A 19,467-nucleotide genomic window follows, 5' to 3' on the forward strand; every position below is an offset into this window, starting at 1 on the left:
GGTCACCCTCGACCGCAGCGGCTCCTTCGGCTACACCGTCCGCGTCGTGCCGCGGCCCCGCCCCTGTCCTCCGCTCGCGAGATGCCACTTGAGTACGCGACACGCCGACGAACGCGTGCCGGAGTGGCATCTCGCGGAGAGGGATGGTGCGGGGTCAGCCGGCGGCGGCGGTCAGCCCGAGCTCGGCGGAGCGGGCCAGGAGCGGGTGCCGCGGCACGACGCGGACGGTGTAGCCGAAGGAGCCGCTGCGGTCGAGGGTGACCACTCCGGCGTACGGCACGCGCCCCACCGCGTCGGCCGGCACCACGGCGCCCGACTCCTCGACCACCTCGAGCTCGTGATGGCCGACCTCGGTGAGCGAGCCGTCGGCGGACGTCGTCCCGTAGACGACCTCGACCGAGACGTCCTCCGGCGAGAGCTCGCCCAGGCGCCCGCCCGAGACGAGCACCGTGTCGTGGAGCTCGACGGTCTCGTCGATCACCGTGCGGTGCCGCGTCCTCTGCCCGAGCGGCGAGATGCCGCCGAGCACGTAGCCGGTCCGGCGCTGGGCGAGCGTTGGATCGGCCATCGCCGCCCGCCTGCCCCCGACCGCGGCCGCGAGCTCCTTCAGCCCGAGCGAGCCGGTGACGGGCACGACGCCCACCACGAGCTCGCCGTCCACGTCGACCATCAGCGTCTTGAACACGCGCTCCGGCTCCACGCCGAGCGCCTCGGCCGCCTCGAGCCCGTAGCGCGTCGTGGCCGGGTCGTGCCGGTACTGGCGGGGAATGAAGGGGACGCCCGCCGCCGTCAGCGCGACGGTCGCCGGAGTCCCCGGTCCGCTCCGCGCCATCAGGCGTCCAGCTCGGCCGCCGGCCCGTGCGCGGCGAAGAGCTGCATCGAGGTGCCGGCCACGCGGATGACCTGCCCCGGCTCGAACGACTCGCCGTGCTCCAGCGGCTCCGGCTCCTCGCTGTTCCACAGGCGCGTGTAGCCGGTGACCCCCTCGCCCTCGGCGAGCACGACCGTGGTGTCCTGCTCGACGCCGTGCACCACCAGCAGGACGCGGTCCGGGTCGCCCTCGACCGGGGTCGAGGCCGCGAGGTACTGCAGCGTCCGGTTGGCGGCGGAGGTCCAGTCGTGCTCGCTCATCCCGCGCCCGTGGGCGTCGAACCAGGACATGGTCGTGGCGCCCGGCTCGCTCGCGTCGCCGCTGCCGTAGCGGGAGGGACGCAGCGCCGGGTGCTCGCGCCGCAGGCGCAGCAGGGTCCGCGTGTGCGCGCGGAGCGCGAGCTGCCAGTCGGCCAGGCCCTCCCAGCGCACCCAGGTCAGGTCCGAGTCCTGGCAGTAGGCGTTGTTGTTGCCGCGCTGGCTGCGCCCGGTCTCGTCGCCCGCCGTGATCATCGGCACGCCGGCCGACAGCAGCAGGGTGCCGAGGAGGTTCCGCATCGCCTTGCGCCGCGCCAGCGTGATCCGCTCGTCGGTGGTGGGACCCTCGAAGCCGTGGTTGAAGGAGCGGTTGGTGTCGGCTCCGTCGCGGTTCGACTCGCCGTTGCCGATGTTGTGCTTGACGTTGTACGAGACGAGGTCCGCGAGCGTGAAGCCGTCGTGCGCGGTGACGAAGTTGACCGACGCGAGGGGTCCCCGCTCCGCCGAGAAGGTGTTGGAGGAGCCCGAGAGCCGGGTGGCGAAGCCGCCGATGCCGACGGGGGCCGTGCCGGCGCGGCGGGCGTAGTCGATGTCCGAGAGCCAGAAGTTGCGGGCGCGGTCGCGGTAGCGGTCGTTCCACTCCGACCACCCGGCCGGGAAGTTCCCGGTCTGCCATCCGCCCATGCCCACGTCCCAGGGCTCGGCGATCATCTTCACGCCGGCCAGCGCCGGGTCCTCGACCGCGGCCCGCAGCAGCGGGTGGTCGCTCCGGAAGTGCGCGATCTCGTCCCGGCCGAGGGTCGCGGCCAGGTCGAGCCGGAAGCCGTCGATCCCGACCTCGCCGGACCAGTAGCGCATCGAGTCCAGAGCGAGGCGCTGCGCCGCGGGCCGGCCGAAGTCGATCGTGTTGCCGCAGCCGGTGACGTCCACGTAGTGGCCCTCGGGCGTCTGGCGGTACCAGCCGGCGTCGTCGATGCCGCGCAGGCTCGACATCGGCCCGCCCGGCCCCTCCTCGGCTGTGTGGTTGTAGACCACGTCCAGGATCACCTCGAGGCCGGCCTCGTGCAGGAGCTTCACCATTCCCTTGAACTCGCGGAGCACCGCGGTCGGTCCGCCGCGCTGCGCGGTCGAGGAGGCGTAGGCGGCGTGCGGCGCGAAGAAGTTCAGCGTGTTGTAGCCCCAGTAGTTGGTCAGGCCCTGCCGCAGCAGGCGCTGCTCCGACACGAACGCGTGCACCGGCAGCAGCTCGACCGCCGTCACGCCCAGCTCGAGCAGCGCCGAGACCGTCGACTCGTGCGCCAGGCCGGCGTAGGTGCCGCGCAGCTCCACGGGGAGCGCCGGGTTCAACCGGGTCAGCCCCTTCACGTGCGCCTCGTAGATCACGGTGCGGTCCATCGGGGTGCCGGGCCGGGAGGAGGAGCCCCAGTCGAACGAGTCGTCCACGACGACCGAGCGCCACTCGTTCTCCGCCACCCGGTGCAGGCCCCGGGAGTACGGCTCCAGCAGGGGCCGGCGGGGGTCGAAGCGGTGGCGGGGGCCGGTCGGCCCGTCGACGCGCAGGGCGTAGCGGCGGCCGGGGGCCAGCAGATCGGAGCGCGCGGACCAGACCGCGTCGTCGTCGCGCGCCAGCGGGACCGTGCGGGTCACCCAGGTCGAGTCCTTCTCGTCGTACAGCAGCAGATCGACGGCGCTCGCGCTCTCGGACCAGACCCGCAGCTCACCGCCCTGATCGTCCACGGTCACGCCGAGCCGGGCCAGGGGATCGTGAGAGGTCATGCGACTTACAGTAGTGACGGGCACCGGCTCCCTCCGTGCCCCCGACGCGGGACGAAGGGCTGCTGTGATCTACCTCGACCACGCCGCGACCACCCCGTTGCGCGCCTCGGCGCTCGCCGCGTTCGCCGAGGCGTCCGCCCATGCCGGCAACCCCTCCTCCGTGCACGGCTCCGGCCAGGAGGCGCGCCGCCGCCTGGAGGACGCCCGCTCGGCGCTCGCCGGAGTGCTCGGCTGCGAGCCGATCGAGGTGATCCTCACCGCAGGCGGGACCGAGGCGGTCAACCTCGGCGTCAAGGGCCTCTACTGGCAGCGCCGGAGCGAGGATCCGGCCCGCGTCCGGGTCCTGGTCGCCGAGGGGGAGCACCACGCGACCCTCGACTCCGCCGCCTGGCTCGCCGAGCACGAGGGCGCCGTCCTCGAGTGGCTGCCGCTCGACGACGAGGGAAGCCTGCGACCGGAGGCGCTCGCCGCGGCGCTGGAGGAGGACCCCGGCTCGGTCGCCCTGGTCACGGTGCTCTGGGTCAACAACGAGATCGGCACGATCAACCCGATCGGCGAGCTCGCGGCTGTCTGTGCGCGCGCCGGCGTCCCCCTCCACGTCGACGCGGTCGCCGCCCTCGGGCACGTGCCGCTGCGGATCGCCGAGATCCGCCGAGCCTCCGGCTCCGGGCGCGGCGCGGGACTGGCCGCAGTCAGCGTCTCGGGTCACAAGGTCGGCGGGCCGATCGCGACCGGCGCCCTCGTCCTCGCCCGCGACGCCCGCGCGGTTCCGGTGCTGCACGGAGGCGGACAGCAGCGGGGAGTCCGCTCCGGCACCCAGGACGTCCCCGGTGCCGCGGCCTTCGCCGCCGCCGCGGTCGAGGCGGACGCCGAGCTGTCGGCGGAGGCGCAGCGCCTGGCCGCCCTGCGCGACCGGCTCGTCGCGGGCGTCCTCGCCGCCGTGCCGGGCGCGACCCTGACCGGGCCCGCCCTCGACTCCGGGCGCCGGGTCGCCACCAACGCGCACCTCGCCTTCCCCGGTGCGCAGGGCGACTCCCTCCTCTTCCTCCTCGACACCGCGGGCGTCTCCGTCTCGACCGGGTCCGCCTGCACGGCGGGGATCCCGGAGCCCTCGCACGTGGTCCTCGCGCTCGGCCGGAGCGAGGACGAGGCCCGCGGGGTGCTCCGGATGACGCTCGGCCACACCTCGACCGACGAGGACGTCGACGCCTTCCTGGCGGCGCTGCCCGGCGCCTACGCCCGCGCCGCCCGCGCCGGACTCTCGAACCGCGCGGTGCTGCGCGCCTGAATCCCTGCCGGCCGCGCCCGCGGGAAACGTAGACTCGCACGGTGAAGGTTCTGGCGGCGATGAGCGGTGGAGTGGACTCGGCGGTGGCCGCGGCCCGCGCGGTGGAGGCGGGGCACGACGTGGTGGGCGTGCACCTCGCCCTGAGCAGGATGCCCGGCACGCTGCGCACCGGCAGCAGGGGGTGCTGCACGATCGAGGACTCGATGGACGCGCAGCGCGCCGCGAACGTCCTCGGCATCCCGTACTACGTGTGGGACTTCTCCGAGCGGTTCAAGCTGGACGTCGTCGACGACTTCGTCGCCGAGTACTCGGCGGGCCGCACCCCGAACCCCTGCATGCGCTGCAACGAGCGGATCAAGTTCGCCGCCCTGCTCGAGAAGGCTCTCGACCTCGGCTTCGACGCCGTCTGCACCGGCCACTACGCCTCCCTCCGCACCGCCGCCGACGGGACCCCGGAGCTGCACCGCGCGAGCGATGAGGCGAAGGACCAGTCCTACGTCCTCGGCGTGCTGACGGAGCAGCAGCTGCGGCACTCGATGTTCCCGCTCGGCTCCACGCCGTCCAAGGCGATCGTGCGCGCGGAGGCGGCGGAGCGCGGCCTCAGCGTCGCGAGCAAGCCCGACAGCTACGACATCTGCTTCATCCCCGACGGCGACACCCGCGGCTGGCTCGCCGAGCGCGTCACCCCCGAGACCGGAGCGATCGTCGACCGGGACGGCGCGGTGGTCGGCTCCCACGAGGGCGCCCACGGGTACACGGTGGGCCAGCGCCGGGGCCTGCACCTCGGCGTCCCTGCGCCCGACGGACGGCCGCGCTTCGTCCTGGAGGTCCGGCCGGTGAGCAACGAGGTCGTGGTCGGTCCGCGCGAGGCGCTGCGCATCGGCGAGATCGCCGGCGAGCGGTTCACCTGGGCGGGCGCCGCTCCCGAGGACGCGGACGCGCCCTTCCGCTGCGACGTCCAGATCCGGGCCCACGCCGACCCGGTCCCCGCCTCCGCCGTGGTGTCGCAGGTCGATGGCAGGGTGGAGCTCGTGATCACTCCGGACTCGCCGCTCGACGGCGTCGCCCCCGGCCAGACGGCCGTCGTCTACCTCGGCACCCGCGTGCTGGGCCAGTGCACGATCGACCGCACGGTCGCGGCCGACGCCGCGGTGCTCCGATGAGCGCCGTCGAGCCCGCCGCCCGCGTCGAGGCGCTTCGGACGCGGATCCGGTCGGCGAGCGACGACTACTACGCGGCCGACTCGTCGCCGCTGTCCGACGCCGAGTACGACGCCCTGGTGCGCGAGCTCGCCGCGCTCGAGGCCGAGCACCCCGAGCTCGCCGCCGAGGACTCGCCGACGCAGACCGTCGGCGGGATCGTCGGAGCGGGCCTCGCTCCGATCGACCACGCCGAGCGGATGCTCTCCCTCGACAACGTGTTCTCGGCCGAGGAGCTGCGCGAATGGTGCGAGAAGACGGTGGCCTCGGCCGACCGCCCCGTCGCCTGGCTCACCGAGCTCAAGATCGACGGCCTCGCGATCTCCCTCCACTACGAGAACGGCCGCCTCGTCACGGCGGCGACCCGCGGCGACGGCCGCACCGGCGAGGACGTCACCGTCAACGCGCTCCGCGTCGCGGGAATCCCCGAGCGCCTCTCCGGCGAGGGCCACCCGGCACTCGTCGAGGTGCGGGGCGAGGTCTTCATCCCCGTGGCCGCCTTCGCCGAGCTGAACGCCCTCCAGGAGACTCTGCGCGACGAGGCGGTCGAGGAGGCGCGGACCCGGTGGTCGTCCCGCCCCGCCGCCACCCGCGGCGCCTTCGAGGAGGAGAAGGCGCGCACGAGCGCGCTCCGGCGCTTCCCGACCTTCGCCAACCCGCGCAACGCGGCGAGCGGCGGCCTCCGCCAGCAGCTCGACAAGAAGTCGGGTCTCGACCTGCGTGCGGGCGAGGCGCGCGTCGGCTCCCTCGCGCTCTACGTGCACGGCATCGGCGCCTGGCCGGACCCGCCGGTCTCGACCCAGTCCGAGGTCTACGGCCTGCTCTCCTCCTGGGGACTGCCGGTCAGCGGCCACAACCGCGTCTCGGCCTCGGTGGAGGAGGTGCTCGCCTTCGTCGAGCGCTACGGCCGCGAGCGGCACTCGGTCGAGCACGAGATCGACGGCGTGGTCGTGAAGGTGGACGAGCTCGAGCTGCACGACGAGCTCGGCGCCACCAGCCGGGCGCCGCGCTGGGCGATCGCCTACAAGTACCCGCCCGAGGAGGTGCACACGACGCTCCTCGACATCGTCGTGAGCGTCGGGCGCACCGGCCGCGCGACGCCGTTCGCCCAGATGACCAAGGTGAAGGTCGCGGGGTCCGAGGTGCGTCAGGCCACGCTGCACAACGCCGACGTGGTGAAGGCGAAGGGCGTGCTCATCGGCGACACGGTCGTGCTGCGGAAGGCCGGGGACGTCATCCCCGAGGTGCTCGGCCCGGTGGTGGAGCTCCGCGACGGCACCGAGCGCGAGTTCGTGATGCCGACGCAGTGCCCCGAGTGCGGCACCACGCTCGCTCCGGCCAAGGAGGGCGACGTCGACCTGCGCTGCCCCAACGCGGAGTCCTGCCCCGCGCAGGTCCGCGGGCGCGTCGAGCACATCGGCAGCCGCGGTGCGCTCGACATCGAGGCGCTCGGCGAGGTCAGCGCCGCCGCCCTGACCCAGCCCCTGGTGCCCGCCGAGCCGCCGCTGCGGACCGAGGCCGGCCTGTTCGAGCTCACGGTGGCCGATCTCTTCCCGATCGAGGTCGTCGTCCGCGACTCCGAGACGGGTCTGCAGAAGCTCGACGCGAAGGGCGATCCGAAGGTCGTCACGCCCTTCAAGCGCAAGCGGCAGCTCGCCAAGGACGGCGCCGTCGACCCGGAGGCGGGAGCCTTCGCGGGGGACGCCTCCTCCGTGCCCTCCACCAACGCCCTCCGGCTGATCGAGAACATCGAGCGGGCGAAGACCAAGGAGCTGTGGCGCCTGCTGGTCTCGCTCAGCATCCGGCACGTCGGCCCGGTCGCGGCGCGCGCGCTGGCGGGATACTTCGGCTCGCTCGACGCGATCCGCGGAGCGAGCCGCGACGAGCTCGCCGCGGTCGACGGGGTGGGCGGGATCATCGCCGACGCCCTGATCGCCTGGTTCGAGGTCGACTGGCACGTCGAGATCGTCGACCGCTGGGCCGCGGCCGGAGTGCGCTTCGCCACGCCCGGCCACCCCGGTCCCGGTGCCGCGGACGCCGCAGGCGGGGTGCTCGCGGGCCTCACGGTCGTGGCGACCGGCAGCCTGGAGGGGTACTCCCGCGAAGGGGCCCAGGAGGCGATCCTCGCGGCCGGCGGCAAGGCCGGCTCGAGCGTCTCGAAGAAGACCGACTACGTCGCCGCCGGCCCCGGCGCCGGCAGCAAGCTCGGCAAGGCCGAGGCCCTGGGGCTCCGGATCATCACCGCGGCCGAGTTCCACCTCCTGGTGACCGAGGGACCGGCCGCGATCGCGCTGCCGGAGGAGGCGTCCGCCGACGCGCCGGAGGACGACGCCGTCCCGGAGATCGACGCCGTCCCGGACACGGCCGCCCCGACCACGGAGGAGCCGACCGGGCCCGATGCCTGACGCGGGCGGCGAGGAGCGGCGCGCGTTCCTGCGCCGCTCCCTCGCCGACGCCGCGTCGCTCGCACTCGACGCCGCGGCTCGGCCCACGGCCGCCGAGCGCCGGAGCGCCGAGGCGCTCGGACGGATCGACCACCTGGTCGTGCTCTCCTTCGCCGGCCGCAGCCGCGACCAGGTCCTCGGCGCGCTCGACGATCCGGACGGCCCGGTGTTCGCCGGCGGCACGGACGCCGTGATGACCGCGCCCGGCCCGGACGATCCTCCGGGCGCGCGCTTCGCCCCCGAGATGCTGCCGGTGCACGCGCTGCTCGCCACGGCCTTCGCCCGGGCCGACGACTGGCGCGCCGACGGCCGCGATCCGCTGCCGGCGGCCCTGCACGCGGCCCGGGAGACCGGCACCGGCTGGGCTCTCGCGATCGACGAGCGGCAGGGCGTCTCGACCACGCTCCTCGCCGATCCGGAGTGGCCCCACGGCGATCCGGGTGCCGCCGGCTCCCGTGGCGGGCGCCTCCTGGCCGTCGACGCGCTGGCCGCCGAGGCCGCCGCCGGCACCCTGCCTCCGCTCGTCCTGGTCGAGCCGCGCTCCCTCGTCGATCCGGCCGACTTCGCCGACGCCGCAGCCGCCGGCACCGATCGATCCGCCGATGCGCGGCTCGCGGAGCAGCTGCTGCACGTCGTGGCCGACGCCGTCCGCGCCGGGGAGGGAGCGGGGCGGCGGATGCTGCTCCTCGTCACCGCGCGGGGGAGCGCGGACCGGCCCGGCACCGTGCCGGCGCTCGTGCTGGCTTCTGCGGTCCCCTCGGGCGCACGGATCGGCGTGCCGCTCGGTCCGGAGGCTCCCGCGCAGCTCGTCCGCGCCCGGGCGGGCGTGCGCCGCGCCCTCGTCGATCCGCAGGTCCGAGAGCTGGCCGCACTCCTGAGCGGTCCCGACCGGCCCCTCGCGCGCTGGCCCCGCACGGCACCGGCGTTCGCGCCGCCCGCGCCGGTCGGGCGGCGCCTCCGCGACGCGGCCCGCCGCGCCCGCGTCGACCTCGAGCCGGAGGCCGGACTGCTCGCCCGACTCCGGGCCGCCGCCCCGGGCGCGTCGCTACACTCCGAGCAGGCGCAGGCGGCGCAGGAGAGGCGGCGGAGATGACCAGCGAGCGGACTCCCTCGGAGCACGACGACGCAGCGCCCCGCTCCCGCTCCCGCCGCCGCTTCCTGGCCGGAACCGCCGCCGCCGGAGTCGGAGCCGGAGCCCTCGCCGGCGGCGCGATCGGCGCGGCCGTCGCCTCCGGTCGACGTCGCGAGGAGGAGCCGCGACTGCCCGCCCGTGCGGAGCCGGGTTTCGACCACGTCGTCGTGATCATGTTCGAGAACCGCTCCTTCGACAACGTTCTGGGGCGCCTCTACGGACCGGACGACCTGCCCGCGGGCGAGAGCTTCGAGGGCCTCCTCCCCGACGAGCGGACGAACACCAGCGCCGGGGGCCTGACCGTCGGCACGCACGTCTACGAGGGCGCCACCGACTCCGTGATGCGCCAGCCCGACCCGGATCCCGGCGAGGAGTACCCGCACGTCAACACCCAGCTCTTCGGCACGGTGGATCCGCCCGAGAACGCCGACCGCACCGTCGGCGCCATGATCGCGCCCTTCAACGCGCCCGCCGACGCCTCCGCCCCGACGATGAGCGGCTTCCTCGAGGACTACGTCCAGCACCTGCGGGTGATGAAGAAGGGGCAGGAGCCCACGGCGGAGGAGGCGCGGACGATCATGGGCGGTTTCTCGCCGGAGATGCTGCCCGTCTTCTCCACCCTCGCCCGCGAGTTCGCCGTCTTCGACCACTGGTTCTGCGCCGTCCCCTCCCAGACCTTCTGCAACCGCTCCTTCCTGCACGCGTCGACCTCGCACGGCTTCGTCACGAACAAGCAGGGCGGCGGCTACGAGAAGTGGCTCGCCGACGATCTGGCCGACGCGCCGACCGTCTTCAACCGCCTCGAGGAGGCGGGGAAGACCTGGCGGGTCTACTTCGACGCGCTGCAGGTGGTCTCGTACACCGGGTTCCTGCATGCGCCGGTGCTCGAGAAGTACTGGAAGACGCACTTCTCGACGATGGACCGCTTCTACGCCGACGTGGAGAACGGCGAGCTGCCCGACTACGCGTTCCTCGAGCCGCGGCTCGTCTTCGACCACAACGACATGCACCCGCCGACCGGCGTCCTGCACGAGGACGAGGTCGACGGCACGCCCGTCTACGACAGCGCTCTGTCCGACGTCCGCGCCGGTGAGCTGCTGCTGCACCAGGTGTACTCGGCGATCCGGGAGAGCGCGAGCACGACCGGCTCGAACGCGGTGAACACGCTCCTGCTGGCGACCTTCGACGAGCACGGGGGCCTCTACGACCACGTCCCCCCGCCGCCGGCGACTCCGCCGGGCGACGGCCGCGAGGGCGAGATGGGCTTCGCCTTCGACCGGCTCGGCTGCCGCGTACCGGCGATCGCCGTCTCGGCGTACACGAGGGCCGGCACGATCGTGCACGACGAGCTGCACCACGGCGCCGTGATCCGGACCCTCAGCGCCCTGCACGGCCTCGAGCCGCTGACCTCTCGCGACGCCTCCGCCCCCGACCTCTTCGGGGTGCTGACCCTCGACGAGCCGCGGCAGATCGGCGACTGGCCGACCACGGTGCCGCAGTACCTGCCCCCGAACCCCGAGGCGGCACCCGCGCATCCGGCGCACGTGAACCGCGACAAGCCGCTGAGCCCGCCCGCCGTCGGCCTGATGGGACTGCTGCTGGCCCGGTACGGCGAGCCCGGCGAGGACCTGCCGACCACCTACGAGGGGGCGTACGACGCGCTCCTGAAGCACGGCGCCAGCCTCTTCGGCGGCTCCTGACGGGCGGGCGGCGCGGGCGGAGGCGGTGCGGGTGCGCCGAGTAGACTGGCGGCCGGAAATCCCCCCGAACCACCAGACGGAGACGCATGTCCGAGATCACGGCCGACACGGTCGCCCATCTGGCCCAGCTGGCCAGGATCGACCTCACTTCCGACGAGATCGGGAGCCTCACCAGGGAGCTCGGCCAGATCGTCGACTCCGTGCGCGCGGTCCAGGCCGTCGCCACGCCCGAGGTGCCGGCGACCAGCCACCCGATCCCGCTCGAGAACGTCTTCCGGCCCGACGTGGTCGGCGAGACCCTCACGCTCGAGCAGGCGCTCTCCGGCGCGCCCGAGCACGACGGCAGCCGCTTCCAGGTCTCCGCGATCCTGGGGGAGGAGCAGTGAGCGCGCACGGCGACGAGCTCGTCCGCCTCAGCGCGTCCGCCCTCTCCGAGAAGCTGGCCGACGGCTCGGTCTCCTCGGTCGAGGCCACCCGCGCCCACCTCGAGCGCATCGACGCGGTCGACGGGGCGGTCCACGCCTTCCTCCACGTCGCGCGCGAGGGCGCCGTCTCGTCCGCCGAGGCGATCGACCGCCGGCGCGCCGACGGCGAGTCGCTGCACCCGCTCGCCGGAGTGCCTCTCGCGGTCAAGGACGTCATCGTCACGAACGACATGCCGACCACGAGCGGCTCCCGCATCCTCGAGGGCTGGCGCCCGCCCTACGACGCGACCGTCATGCGCAAGGTCCGCGAGGCCGGGCTGGTCCCGATCGGCAAGACCAACATGGACGAGTTCGCGATGGGCTCGACGACCGAGCGCAGCGCCTACGGTCCCACCCACAACCCGTGGGACCTCGACCGCATCCCCGGCGGCTCCGGCGGCGGGTCCGCCGCGGCCGTCGCGAGCTACGAGGCGCCCCTGGCCCTCGGCTCCGACACCGGGGGATCGATCCGCCAGCCCGCGCACGTGACGGGCACCGTCGGCGTGAAGCCGACGTACGGCGGAGTCTCGCGCTATGGAGCGATCGCGCTCGCCTCGAGCCTCGACCAGATCGGCCCCGTCTCCCGGACGGTCCTCGACTCCGCCCTGCTGCACGACGTCATCGCGGGCCACGACCCGCGCGACTCGACGTCGCTGCGCGACTCCTGGCCCTCCTTCGCCGACGCGGTGCGCCGCGCCGACGTGACGGGCCTCCGGATCGGCGTGGTCAAGGAGCTCGACGGCGGTGAGGGCTTCCAGCCCGGCGTGCTCGCGCGCTTCCACGAGGCGCTCGAGATCCTGCAGGGCGCCGGCGCGGAGGTCGTCGAGGTGAGCCTCCCGAGCGTCGAGCACGCGGTCGCCGCCTACTACCTGATCCTCCCCGCGGAGGCCTCCAGCAACCTCGCCAAGTTCGACTCGGTCCGGTTCGGACTCCGCGTCACGCCCGAGGGCGGCGGCACGGTCGAGCAGGTCATGTCCGCGACCCGCGAGCAGGGCTTCGGCCCCGAGGTCAAGCGCCGGATCATCCTCGGCACCTACGCCCTCTCGGCCGGCTACTACGACGCCTACTACGGCAGCGCGCAGAAGGTCCGGACGCTGGTGCAGCGGGACTTCGACGCGGCCTTCGCGAACGTCGACGTGATCGCCTCGCCGACCGCGCCGACCACCGCCTACCGCCTCGGCGAGAAGCTGGACGACCCGCTGGCGATGTACCGCGGCGACGTCGCGACCATCCCGGCGAACCTGGCCGGAATCCCCGGCATCTCCGTCCCCGCCGGCCTCGCCGACGAGGACGGGCTGCCCGTCGGCGTCCAGTTCCTCGCCCCCGCCCGGGAGGACGTGCGCCTCTACACCGTGGGCGCCGCGCTCGAGGCGCTGCTCGAGGAGAAGTGGGGCCGCCCGCTGCTCGCGCAGGCCCCCGACCTGACCCACTCCGTGCTCTCCGCGACCGAGGAAGGTGCCGTCTGATGGCCTCCGCGCACACGTCCGCTCCCGAGCTGATGGACTACGACGAGGTCTTCGAGACCTTCGAGCCGGTGCTCGGCTTCGAGGTGCACGTCGAGCTCAACACGAAGACCAAGATGTTCTCGGACGCGCCGAACGAGTTCGGGTCCGAGCCCAACACGAACACGACCCCGGTCGATCTGGGCCTCCCGGGCTCGCTGCCGGTCGTGAACGAGCAGGCCGTCCGCTACTCGATCAGCCTCGGCCTCGCCCTGGGCTGCTCGATCGCTCCGTCCAGCCGCTTCGCGCGCAAGAACTACTTCTACCCGGACCTGGCGAAGAACTACCAGATCTCGCAGTTCGACGAGCCGATCGCCTTCGAGGGCTCGGTCGAGATCGAGCTGGCCGACGGCTCGCTCGTGCAGATCCCGATCGAGCGCGCGCACATGGAGGAGGACGCCGGCAAGCTCACGCACGTCGGCGGCGCCACCGGCCGCATCCAGGGCGCCGAGTACTCGCTCGTGGACTACAACCGCGCGGGGGTCCCGCTCGTCGAGATCGTCACGAAGCCGATCCACGGCGCGGGGAAGAGCGCGCCCGAGTACGCGAAGGCCTACGTCGCCACGATCCGCGACATCGTGCTGGCGCTGGGCATCTCGGACGCCAAGATGGAGCGCGGCAACCTCCGCTGCGACGCGAACGTCTCGCTCCGCCCGATCGGCCAGGAGAAGCTGGGCACCCGCACCGAGACCAAGAACGTCAACTCGCTCCGCTCGGTCGAGCGCGCCGTCCGCTACGAGATCCAGCGCCAGGCGGCGATCCTCGCCGCGGGCGGCACGATCACGCAGGAGACGCGCCACTGGCATGAGGACACCGGCCGCACCTCCGCGGGCCGGCCCAAGAGCGACGCCGACGACTACCGCTACTTCCCGGAGCCCGACCTGCTCCCGGTCGTGCCGAGCCCCGAGCTGATCGAGGAGCTGCGCGCCGCGCTCCCCGAGAAGCCCGCCGACCGCCGTCGCCGCCTCACGACCGAGTGGGGCTTCACCGACCTCGAGTTCCAGGACGTCGCCAACAGCGGCCTGCTGGTCGAGATCACCGAGACCGTCTCCGCGGGAGCCGCTCCGCAGGCCGCCCGCAAGTGGTGGACCGGCGAGATCGCACGCCTCGCGAACGCGGCGGGCGAGGACCCGGCCTCCCTGGTCACCCCGGCCCAGGTCGCCGAGCTCGCCGGTCTGATCGAGAGCGGCACGCTGACCGACCGCCTCGCCCGGGAGGTCCTCCAGGGCGTCATCGCCGGAGAGGGCACCCCGCAGGAGGTCGTCGACGCCCGCGGACTCGCGGTCGTCTCGGACGACGGAGCGCTCATCGACGCGATCGACGCGGCACTGGCCTCGCAGCCCGACGTGCTCGCGAAGATCCGCGACGGCAAGGTGCAGGCCGCCGGCGCCGTGATCGGCGCCGTGATGAAGGCCATGAAGGGGCAGGCCGACGCCGCCCGCGTCCGCGAGCTCGTCCTGGAGCGCGCGGCCGGCTGAGCCGGTGCGCGGGGAGGTGGGGTCATGAGCGGTGGAACCGGTGGCGCGCCCCTTCCCGCGCGGCTCGAGCTGCCGGCGGGAGCGCTCCTGCGACCGCTCGTCTCGAGCGACGCGGACCTCCTGCACGCGGTGATCGGCGAGCAGCGGCCGTGGCTCGCGGCTCTCCTCCGCGCGGACGATCCGGCCGCGCTTCCGTCGGCGTCCCTCGGCGACGACGTGCGCGGACTCCTCCGCCTCGAGGAGGAGTCGCGTGCGGGCAGAGCGCACGCGTTCCTGCTCGTCGGCCCCGACCGCACCGAGGCGCTGGGCGCTGTGAGCGTCCGACCCGGCGGCGGCGACTCCGCCGAGGCCTCCTGGTGGGTCGTCCCCGCCGTCCGCGGGTCGCGGCTCGAGGAGGAGCTCGACGCCTACGCGCGCCGCTGGCTCCAGCAGCACTGGCCCTTCGACACGGTCACCACGCCCGACAACCACCCCGACGACCCCGCCGCCCTGGCCGGTGCGAACATCGTCGCGCTCGTGCCCGCCGCTCCGGAGCGGACGGTCCTGCCCGAGCCCGACGAGGCCTCGGCGGCGCGCCTCTGGGCGGAGTACCGCTCCGCCCGTCCGGACGCCGAGGAGGAGCTCCCACCGGTGGAGTCCTTCGGCGACAGCACGGAGATGGCCGACGAGCTGCTGGGACTGGTCCGGCGCGGAGTGAAGACGGCCACCGCCTCGCTCGCCGAGGAGGGAGCGCCCGCGGCCGGCGACCACTGGATCGTGTGCGACGGCAAAGGAGCCGCGCGTGCGGTCCTGCTGATCGAGGAGGTGCGGATCGGCCCGCTCGACTCGGTCGACGACGCCTTCGCCTGGGCGGAGGGCGAGGGGGACCGCACCCGCGCCTCCTGGCTCGACGGGCACCGGCGCTACTTCTCCCGCGTCTCACCGGGCGGCATCGGCGACGTGGTCTTCGAGCGCTTCCGCGTGGTCTGGCCGGAGGCCGACGCCGAGCGAGCGGCCTCCTTCGCCCGCTCGGTGGGGGCGTCCCGGCCCGAGGAGCTCGACGGGACTCCCGCCCAGGACTAGGGGGTTTCCCGGATGTCCCGCTCAGGCGCCCTGCGCCAGAGTGGAGGCATGGCTACTCTCGTGCGCCCCCGTCGGGGCAGGATCATCGCCGGCGTCTGTGCCGGTCTCGCCCGCCGTTTCGGCTGGAGCCCCTTCGTGGTGCGTCTCCTGTTCGTGCTCTCCTGCCTCCTCCCGGGGCCGCAGATCATCGCCTACCTCGTGATGTGGGTGGTCATCCCGAAGCAGAAGTGACCGCGGCCTCCGCTCCGAGCAGCCTCTGAGAGAACGCTCAGCACCTGGAGCGGCGGGAGGCCTACGGTGGCGGTGTGCGTCCGTGGGGCGCCGAGGAGGAGATCATGGGATTCCTGGACCGACTGCTGGGCCGCGACGAGCAGCCCGAGAGCGCACGCCGCTCGACGTACGCGCCGCCGCAGGCCGCGGACCGCAGGCCCGAGTACGGCTCCCCGCCGGCGACGTCTCCGCGCAGCGACGATGAGCGGGCCATCGAGCGCTACCGGTACCTCCTCCGCACCGCACCGCCCGAGGCGATCGAGCAGGTGCACCGCGAGGCGTTCGAGCAGCTGACCCCGGAGCAGCGCCAGCAGGTCTTCCGTGAGCTCAGCGAGGGCGCCCCCGTCGGCGACGCGCCGAAGGACGACGACCCCCGCACGCTCGCCCAGTCCGCCACGCGGAGCGAGCTGCGCCAGCCCGGCTTCATGGAGCGGCGCTTCTCCGGCGGCGGAGGCGGCATGGGCTTCGGCGGCGTCCTCGCCTCCTCGATGCTCGGCACGATCGCCGGGTTCGCGATCGGCTCGGCCATCGCGGGCGCGTTCCTCCCCGACGCGGGAGGCGACTACGCCGGCGGTGACGGCGGGGGAGACGCCTCGGCCGACGGTGGTGCGGATGCGGGAGGGGCGGACGCCTCCGGCGCGGACGCCGGAGACGGCGGCGGCTGGGGCGACTCCGGCGGCGGCGACTTCGGAGGCGGAGGCGACTTCGGAGGCGGTGGCGACTTCGGAGGCGGCGACTTCGGCTTCTAGCCTCGATGCGGAGGGCCCCCGATCACGGACAGTGGTCGGGGGCCCTCCGCTCGTTCCGGGCTAGTCCTCGTCGGTGAGCATGGCCTTCACCTGTCGGCGGAGGACCTTGCCGATCATGCTGCGCGGCAGCTCGTCGACGACGGTGATCCGCTTGGGGACCTTGTAGGGGGTCAGCGCCTCCCGGACGGCCTTGCGGGCGGCCGCGACGTCGAGCTGCGCGCCCGGCTCCAGGACGACCGCCGCCGCCACGGACTCGCCGCTGCGCGGATCGGGCAGGCCGACCACCGCCACCTCCCTGATCTCGGGCAGGCGGAGCAGCACCTCCTCCACCTCGGACGGCGAGACGTTGAAGCCGCCCGTGATGACGAGCTCCTTGATCCGGTCGACGATGCGCACGAAGCCGTCCTCGTCGATCGTCGCGATGTCGCCGGTGCGGAACCAGCCGTCACCGGTGAAGGTCGCGGCCGTCTCGTCGGGCTTGCGGTGGTAGCCCCGGAACACCTGCGGACCGCGCACGACCAGCTCGCCCTGCTCGCCGGTCGCCACCTCCGTGTCGGGATCCTCGGGGTCGACGATCCGCACGTCGGTACCGGGCAGCGGGAGCCCGACCGTCCCGGCGCGTCGCGTCGGACCGACCGGGTTGGCCATCAGGACCGGAGAGGTCTCCGAGAGGCCGTAGCCCTCGACGAGCGTGCCTCCGGTCAGTGCCTCGAACGAGTCGACCAGCGCCGGGTCGAGCGGCATCGCACCCGAGATGGCGATCTCGATGCCGCGCAGGGAGACGCCCCGCTGCTGCGCGCTGCGCGCCAGGCGCTCCGCGATCGGCGGAACGGCCGGGAGGAAGGTGGCGGGGTGCTTCTCGACGACCTTCAGCACCAGCTCCGGGTCGAACTTCGGGAACAGCACCAGGCGCGCGCCCATGCTCATCGCGAAGGTGAGGCAGAGCGTCAGCCCGTAGGCGTGGAACATGGGGAGCACCGCGTAGACCACGCAGTCGCCGCGGCGGACCGTCGGCACCCAGGCGCGCGACTGGGCGGCGTTCGCCGTCAGGTTCGCGTGGGTCAGCTCGGCGCCCTTGGGTGTGCCGGTCGTGCCGCTCGTGTACTGGATGACCGCGAGGTCCTCCGCGACCGGGCGCGGGTGCGCCGGGTCGATCCGCCGGCGCAGCAGCGACTCCCACTCGATCGCACCGCGGGCCGGCCCGGTCAGCGCGGCGCGCGACTCCCGGGCCTTCTTCAGCGGCAGGCGGAGGGCTGCGCGCATCGAGGCGGGCATCGCGCGGGTGAGGTCGACGGCGACGACGGTCTCGACGCCGAGATCGGCCGGGAGGTCCTGCACCGTCGGCACGACGCGGTTCCAGGCGATCGCGACGCGGGCGCCGTGGTCCTCGAACTGGTGGCGCAGCTCGCGCGGGGTGTAGAGCGGGTTGTGCTCGACCACCACTGCGCCGAGCCGGAGGACGGCGTAGAACGCGACGACGTGCTGCGGGCAGTTCGGGAGGACGAGGGCGACCGGGTCGCCCGCGCGGACGCCCAGGCGGCGCAGGCCCTCGGCGGCCCGCTCCACCTCGTCGGCGAGCCGGGAGTAGCTGGTCGAACGTCCGAAGAACTCGAGCGCGACCTGGTGGGGATAGCGCTCGGCAGACTCGGTGACGATGTCGACGAGCGAGCCGGTCGGGAGCTCGAGCTCCGTCGGCACGCCGGGCGCGTAGCTGCGGATCCAGGGGCGGGGCGGGTGGGTGCTCACCCGCCCCACTCTAGGAGGAGGTGCCGGGGCTCAGGCTCCCTGAGCCACCGCGTCCTCGATCGGGGTGGGACCGGAGACGATCTCCCACGTCTTCGCGATGGAGGTCGGCTGAGCCAGGGCGGCGATCACCGTGGCGGCGACGTCCGCTCGCGGGATGCTCCCCCTCTCGACGGAGGTGCCGAGCGTGATCGTGCCGGTGCCCTCGTCGTCCGTGAGTCCTCCCGGCCGCAGGATCGTGTAGTCGAGGCCGGAGTCGCGCAGGGCCGCGTCGGCGTCGCGCTTGGCCTCGACGTAGGCCTTCCAGCCCTCCTCGGTGTCCTCGGGGAGCGGCTCGTCCACTCCGATGGCGCTGACCTGGACGAAGTGCTGGACCCCGACGATCGCGGCGGCCTTCTGGCTGAGGACGGACGCCCCCAGGTCGACGGTGCGCTTGCGCTCCGGGCCCGAGTCGGGTCCGGCACCGGCGGTGAAGACCATGCCGTCGACGTGGCCGAGCGCCTCGGCGAAGGCCTCGGGCGTGGTGTCCTCGAGGTCGTGCACGAGCGGCTCGCCGCCCAGCCGGACGATGTCCTCGGCGTGATCGGGGTTGCGGATCACTCCGACCGACTCGTGGCCGGCGTCGTAGAGCAGGTGCAGGATCTGCTGCCCCACCTTGCCGTGGGCTCCGATGACGGCGATGCGTGTCATGGATGTTCCTCTCCTCGTCGGGGCGGGTCGCCCCGTGTTCGTGGTCACTCCCATCCTGCCGCGACGTCCCTGGACGCCCCAGGCCTTGACGGCGCTCGGGGGCCGGGCCGTCAGGCGGCCAGGCGGTCGTCCCGTCCGGTGATGGCGAGCAGGCGGCTCTGGAGGGAGGCGGCGTCGTCGACCGGCACGGGCGCGGCGTAGAGGCCGCTCGCGCGCAGGGTCTCCTCCTGGGGCGCGAACAGCTCCCAGACCGCTGCGACGAGCTCCTCGTCGAGCCGCTCGTCGCTGCCGGTGGCGCGGGCGAGGTCCCAGGTGTGGACGGTCACATCGGCCGTCTGCTCCTGCAGCAGCTCGACGGCGCTGACAGTGTCGCGCCCCAGCTGCACGGTCGCGGCCGGGTCGACGGTGCGGACCACGACGCGCAGGCGGTCGGTCACGCGGCGCCATTCGCTCCGCAGATCGGTGGCGACGGACTCGAGGCGCAGCGCCGACTCGTCTCCGCCGGAGAGGAGCGTGTGCGCGCGCTGCGCCTCGCGGACGACGTGCAGCACCAGGGCGCGCGTGTCCCACTCGGTGTCGGGCGTGGGGGCCGACCAGTCCTCGACGGCGCCCAGCCGGAGCTCGAAGGCGCGGTGGGCGCGGTCCTGCAGATCGAGCCAGCGGCTCATCTCGGAGCCGGCGCCGGTCTCGGTGGCGGTGGGGGAGTCGGGCTGCTCGTGCGTCATGGTCTCTCCGGAGCGTCGTGGTGCTCGGGTCAACCGCGAGTGGTCGGCGCTCATTCCCGGCCGGCCCGGGGTCGGTGGTCGAGCGGCCGATGTCGGTGGTGCGTGCGAGCATGGCAG

The 19,467-nt window shown here is 73.8% G+C and carries 15 protein-coding genes and 1 pseudogene; 11 read left to right on the forward strand and 5 right to left on the reverse strand.

The window, feature by feature from the left end:
• Nucleotides 1-400: 400 nt before the first annotated feature.
• Both C5C24_RS18280 and glgX read right to left on the reverse strand, forming a co-directional pair.
• Nucleotides 401-832: pseudogene (locus C5C24_RS18280) on the reverse strand (aminoacyl-tRNA deacylase); the annotation flags it as partial.
• Complete coding sequence (glgX, locus tag C5C24_RS01250) at nt 832-2,904, reverse strand: glycogen debranching protein GlgX (protein WP_104304109.1); 2,073 nt, start codon at nt 2,902-2,904, stop codon at nt 832-834. The pseudogene C5C24_RS18280 and the gene glgX, both read right to left, overlap by 1 nt.
• Before the next feature lie 64 nt (nt 2,905-2,968).
• Between glgX and C5C24_RS01255 the strand changes: the two genes are divergently transcribed.
• The 11 genes from C5C24_RS01255 (at nt 2,969) to C5C24_RS01305 (ending at nt 16,192) form a co-directional block, all read left to right on the forward strand.
• Nucleotides 2,969-4,192 (forward strand): cysteine desulfurase family protein, encoded by a 1,224-nt coding sequence (locus C5C24_RS01255; protein WP_374955315.1) that lies wholly within the window; start codon nt 2,969-2,971, stop codon nt 4,190-4,192.
• Between the two features lie 41 nt (nt 4,193-4,233).
• Nucleotides 4,234-5,355, forward strand: coding sequence for a tRNA 2-thiouridine(34) synthase MnmA (gene mnmA, locus C5C24_RS01260; protein ID WP_181110256.1), 1,122 nt, complete (start codon nt 4,234-4,236; stop codon nt 5,353-5,355).
• Nucleotides 5,352-7,796 carry an NAD-dependent DNA ligase LigA gene (ligA, locus tag C5C24_RS01265; RefSeq protein ID WP_104304111.1) on the forward strand — a complete coding sequence of 815 codons (2,445 nt, stop codon included), beginning with the start codon at nt 5,352-5,354 and terminating at the stop codon, nt 7,794-7,796. Before mnmA ends, ligA begins: the two co-directional genes overlap by 4 nt.
• The gene (locus tag C5C24_RS01270) at nt 7,789-8,928 is read left to right on the forward strand and encodes a hypothetical protein (RefSeq protein WP_104280534.1); all 1,140 of its coding nucleotides are present in this window, start codon (nt 7,789-7,791) and stop codon (nt 8,926-8,928) included. Before ligA ends, C5C24_RS01270 begins: the two co-directional genes overlap by 8 nt.
• On the forward strand, nt 8,925-10,667 hold the full coding sequence (locus C5C24_RS01275) for an alkaline phosphatase family protein (RefSeq protein ID WP_104304112.1): 1,743 nt from the start codon (nt 8,925-8,927) through the stop codon (nt 10,665-10,667). The genes C5C24_RS01270 and C5C24_RS01275 overlap by 4 nt, the downstream gene beginning before the upstream one ends.
• An 86-nt stretch (nt 10,668-10,753) precedes the next feature.
• Complete coding sequence (gene gatC / locus C5C24_RS01280) at nt 10,754-11,053, forward strand: Asp-tRNA(Asn)/Glu-tRNA(Gln) amidotransferase subunit GatC (protein ID WP_104226848.1); 300 nt, start codon at nt 10,754-10,756, stop codon at nt 11,051-11,053.
• Complete coding sequence (gene gatA, locus C5C24_RS01285; RefSeq protein WP_104276018.1) at nt 11,050-12,597, forward strand: Asp-tRNA(Asn)/Glu-tRNA(Gln) amidotransferase subunit GatA; 1,548 nt, start codon at nt 11,050-11,052, stop codon at nt 12,595-12,597. The genes gatC and gatA overlap by 4 nt, the downstream gene beginning before the upstream one ends.
• Nucleotides 12,597-14,111, forward strand: a complete 1,515-nt coding sequence (gene gatB, locus C5C24_RS01290; RefSeq protein ID WP_104280535.1) for an Asp-tRNA(Asn)/Glu-tRNA(Gln) amidotransferase subunit GatB — start codon at nt 12,597-12,599, stop codon at nt 14,109-14,111. Before gatA ends, gatB begins: the two co-directional genes overlap by 1 nt.
• Nucleotides 14,112-14,135: 24 nt before the next feature.
• Nucleotides 14,136-15,173 (forward strand): ASCH domain-containing protein, encoded by a 1,038-nt coding sequence (locus tag C5C24_RS01295; protein ID WP_104304113.1) that lies wholly within the window; start codon nt 14,136-14,138, stop codon nt 15,171-15,173.
• A gap of 48 nt (nt 15,174-15,221) precedes the next feature.
• Nucleotides 15,222-15,404, forward strand: coding sequence for a PspC domain-containing protein (locus tag C5C24_RS01300; RefSeq protein ID WP_104223873.1), 183 nt, complete (start codon nt 15,222-15,224; stop codon nt 15,402-15,404).
• A 104-nt stretch (nt 15,405-15,508) separates the two neighbouring features.
• Nucleotides 15,509-16,192 carry a hypothetical protein gene (locus tag C5C24_RS01305; protein ID WP_104304168.1) on the forward strand — a complete coding sequence of 228 codons (684 nt, stop codon included), beginning with the start codon at nt 15,509-15,511 and terminating at the stop codon, nt 16,190-16,192.
• Nucleotides 16,193-16,252: 60 nt separating this feature from the next.
• Here the strand turns inward: C5C24_RS01305 and C5C24_RS01310 are convergent, their stop codons facing one another.
• The 3 genes from C5C24_RS01310 to C5C24_RS01320 form a co-directional block, all read right to left on the reverse strand.
• Nucleotides 16,253-17,938 carry a long-chain-fatty-acid--CoA ligase gene (locus C5C24_RS01310; protein WP_104304169.1) on the reverse strand — a complete coding sequence of 562 codons (1,686 nt, stop codon included), beginning with the start codon at nt 17,936-17,938 and terminating at the stop codon, nt 16,253-16,255.
• A gap of 30 nt (nt 17,939-17,968) precedes the next feature.
• A complete protein-coding gene (locus C5C24_RS01315; protein ID WP_104276022.1) occupies nt 17,969-18,625 on the reverse strand; it encodes an SDR family oxidoreductase in 657 nt (218 codons plus the stop codon).
• A 110-nt stretch (nt 18,626-18,735) separates the two neighbouring features.
• Entirely contained in the window at nt 18,736-19,350 is a 615-nt protein-coding gene (locus tag C5C24_RS01320; protein WP_219812806.1) for a TIGR03086 family metal-binding protein, read from the reverse strand.
• Nucleotides 19,351-19,467 lie beyond the last annotated feature (117 nt).

The sequence above is a fragment of the Rathayibacter sp. AY2B3 genome (genome assembly GCF_002931755.1).
Taxonomy (GTDB): domain Bacteria; phylum Actinomycetota; class Actinomycetes; order Actinomycetales; family Microbacteriaceae; genus Rathayibacter.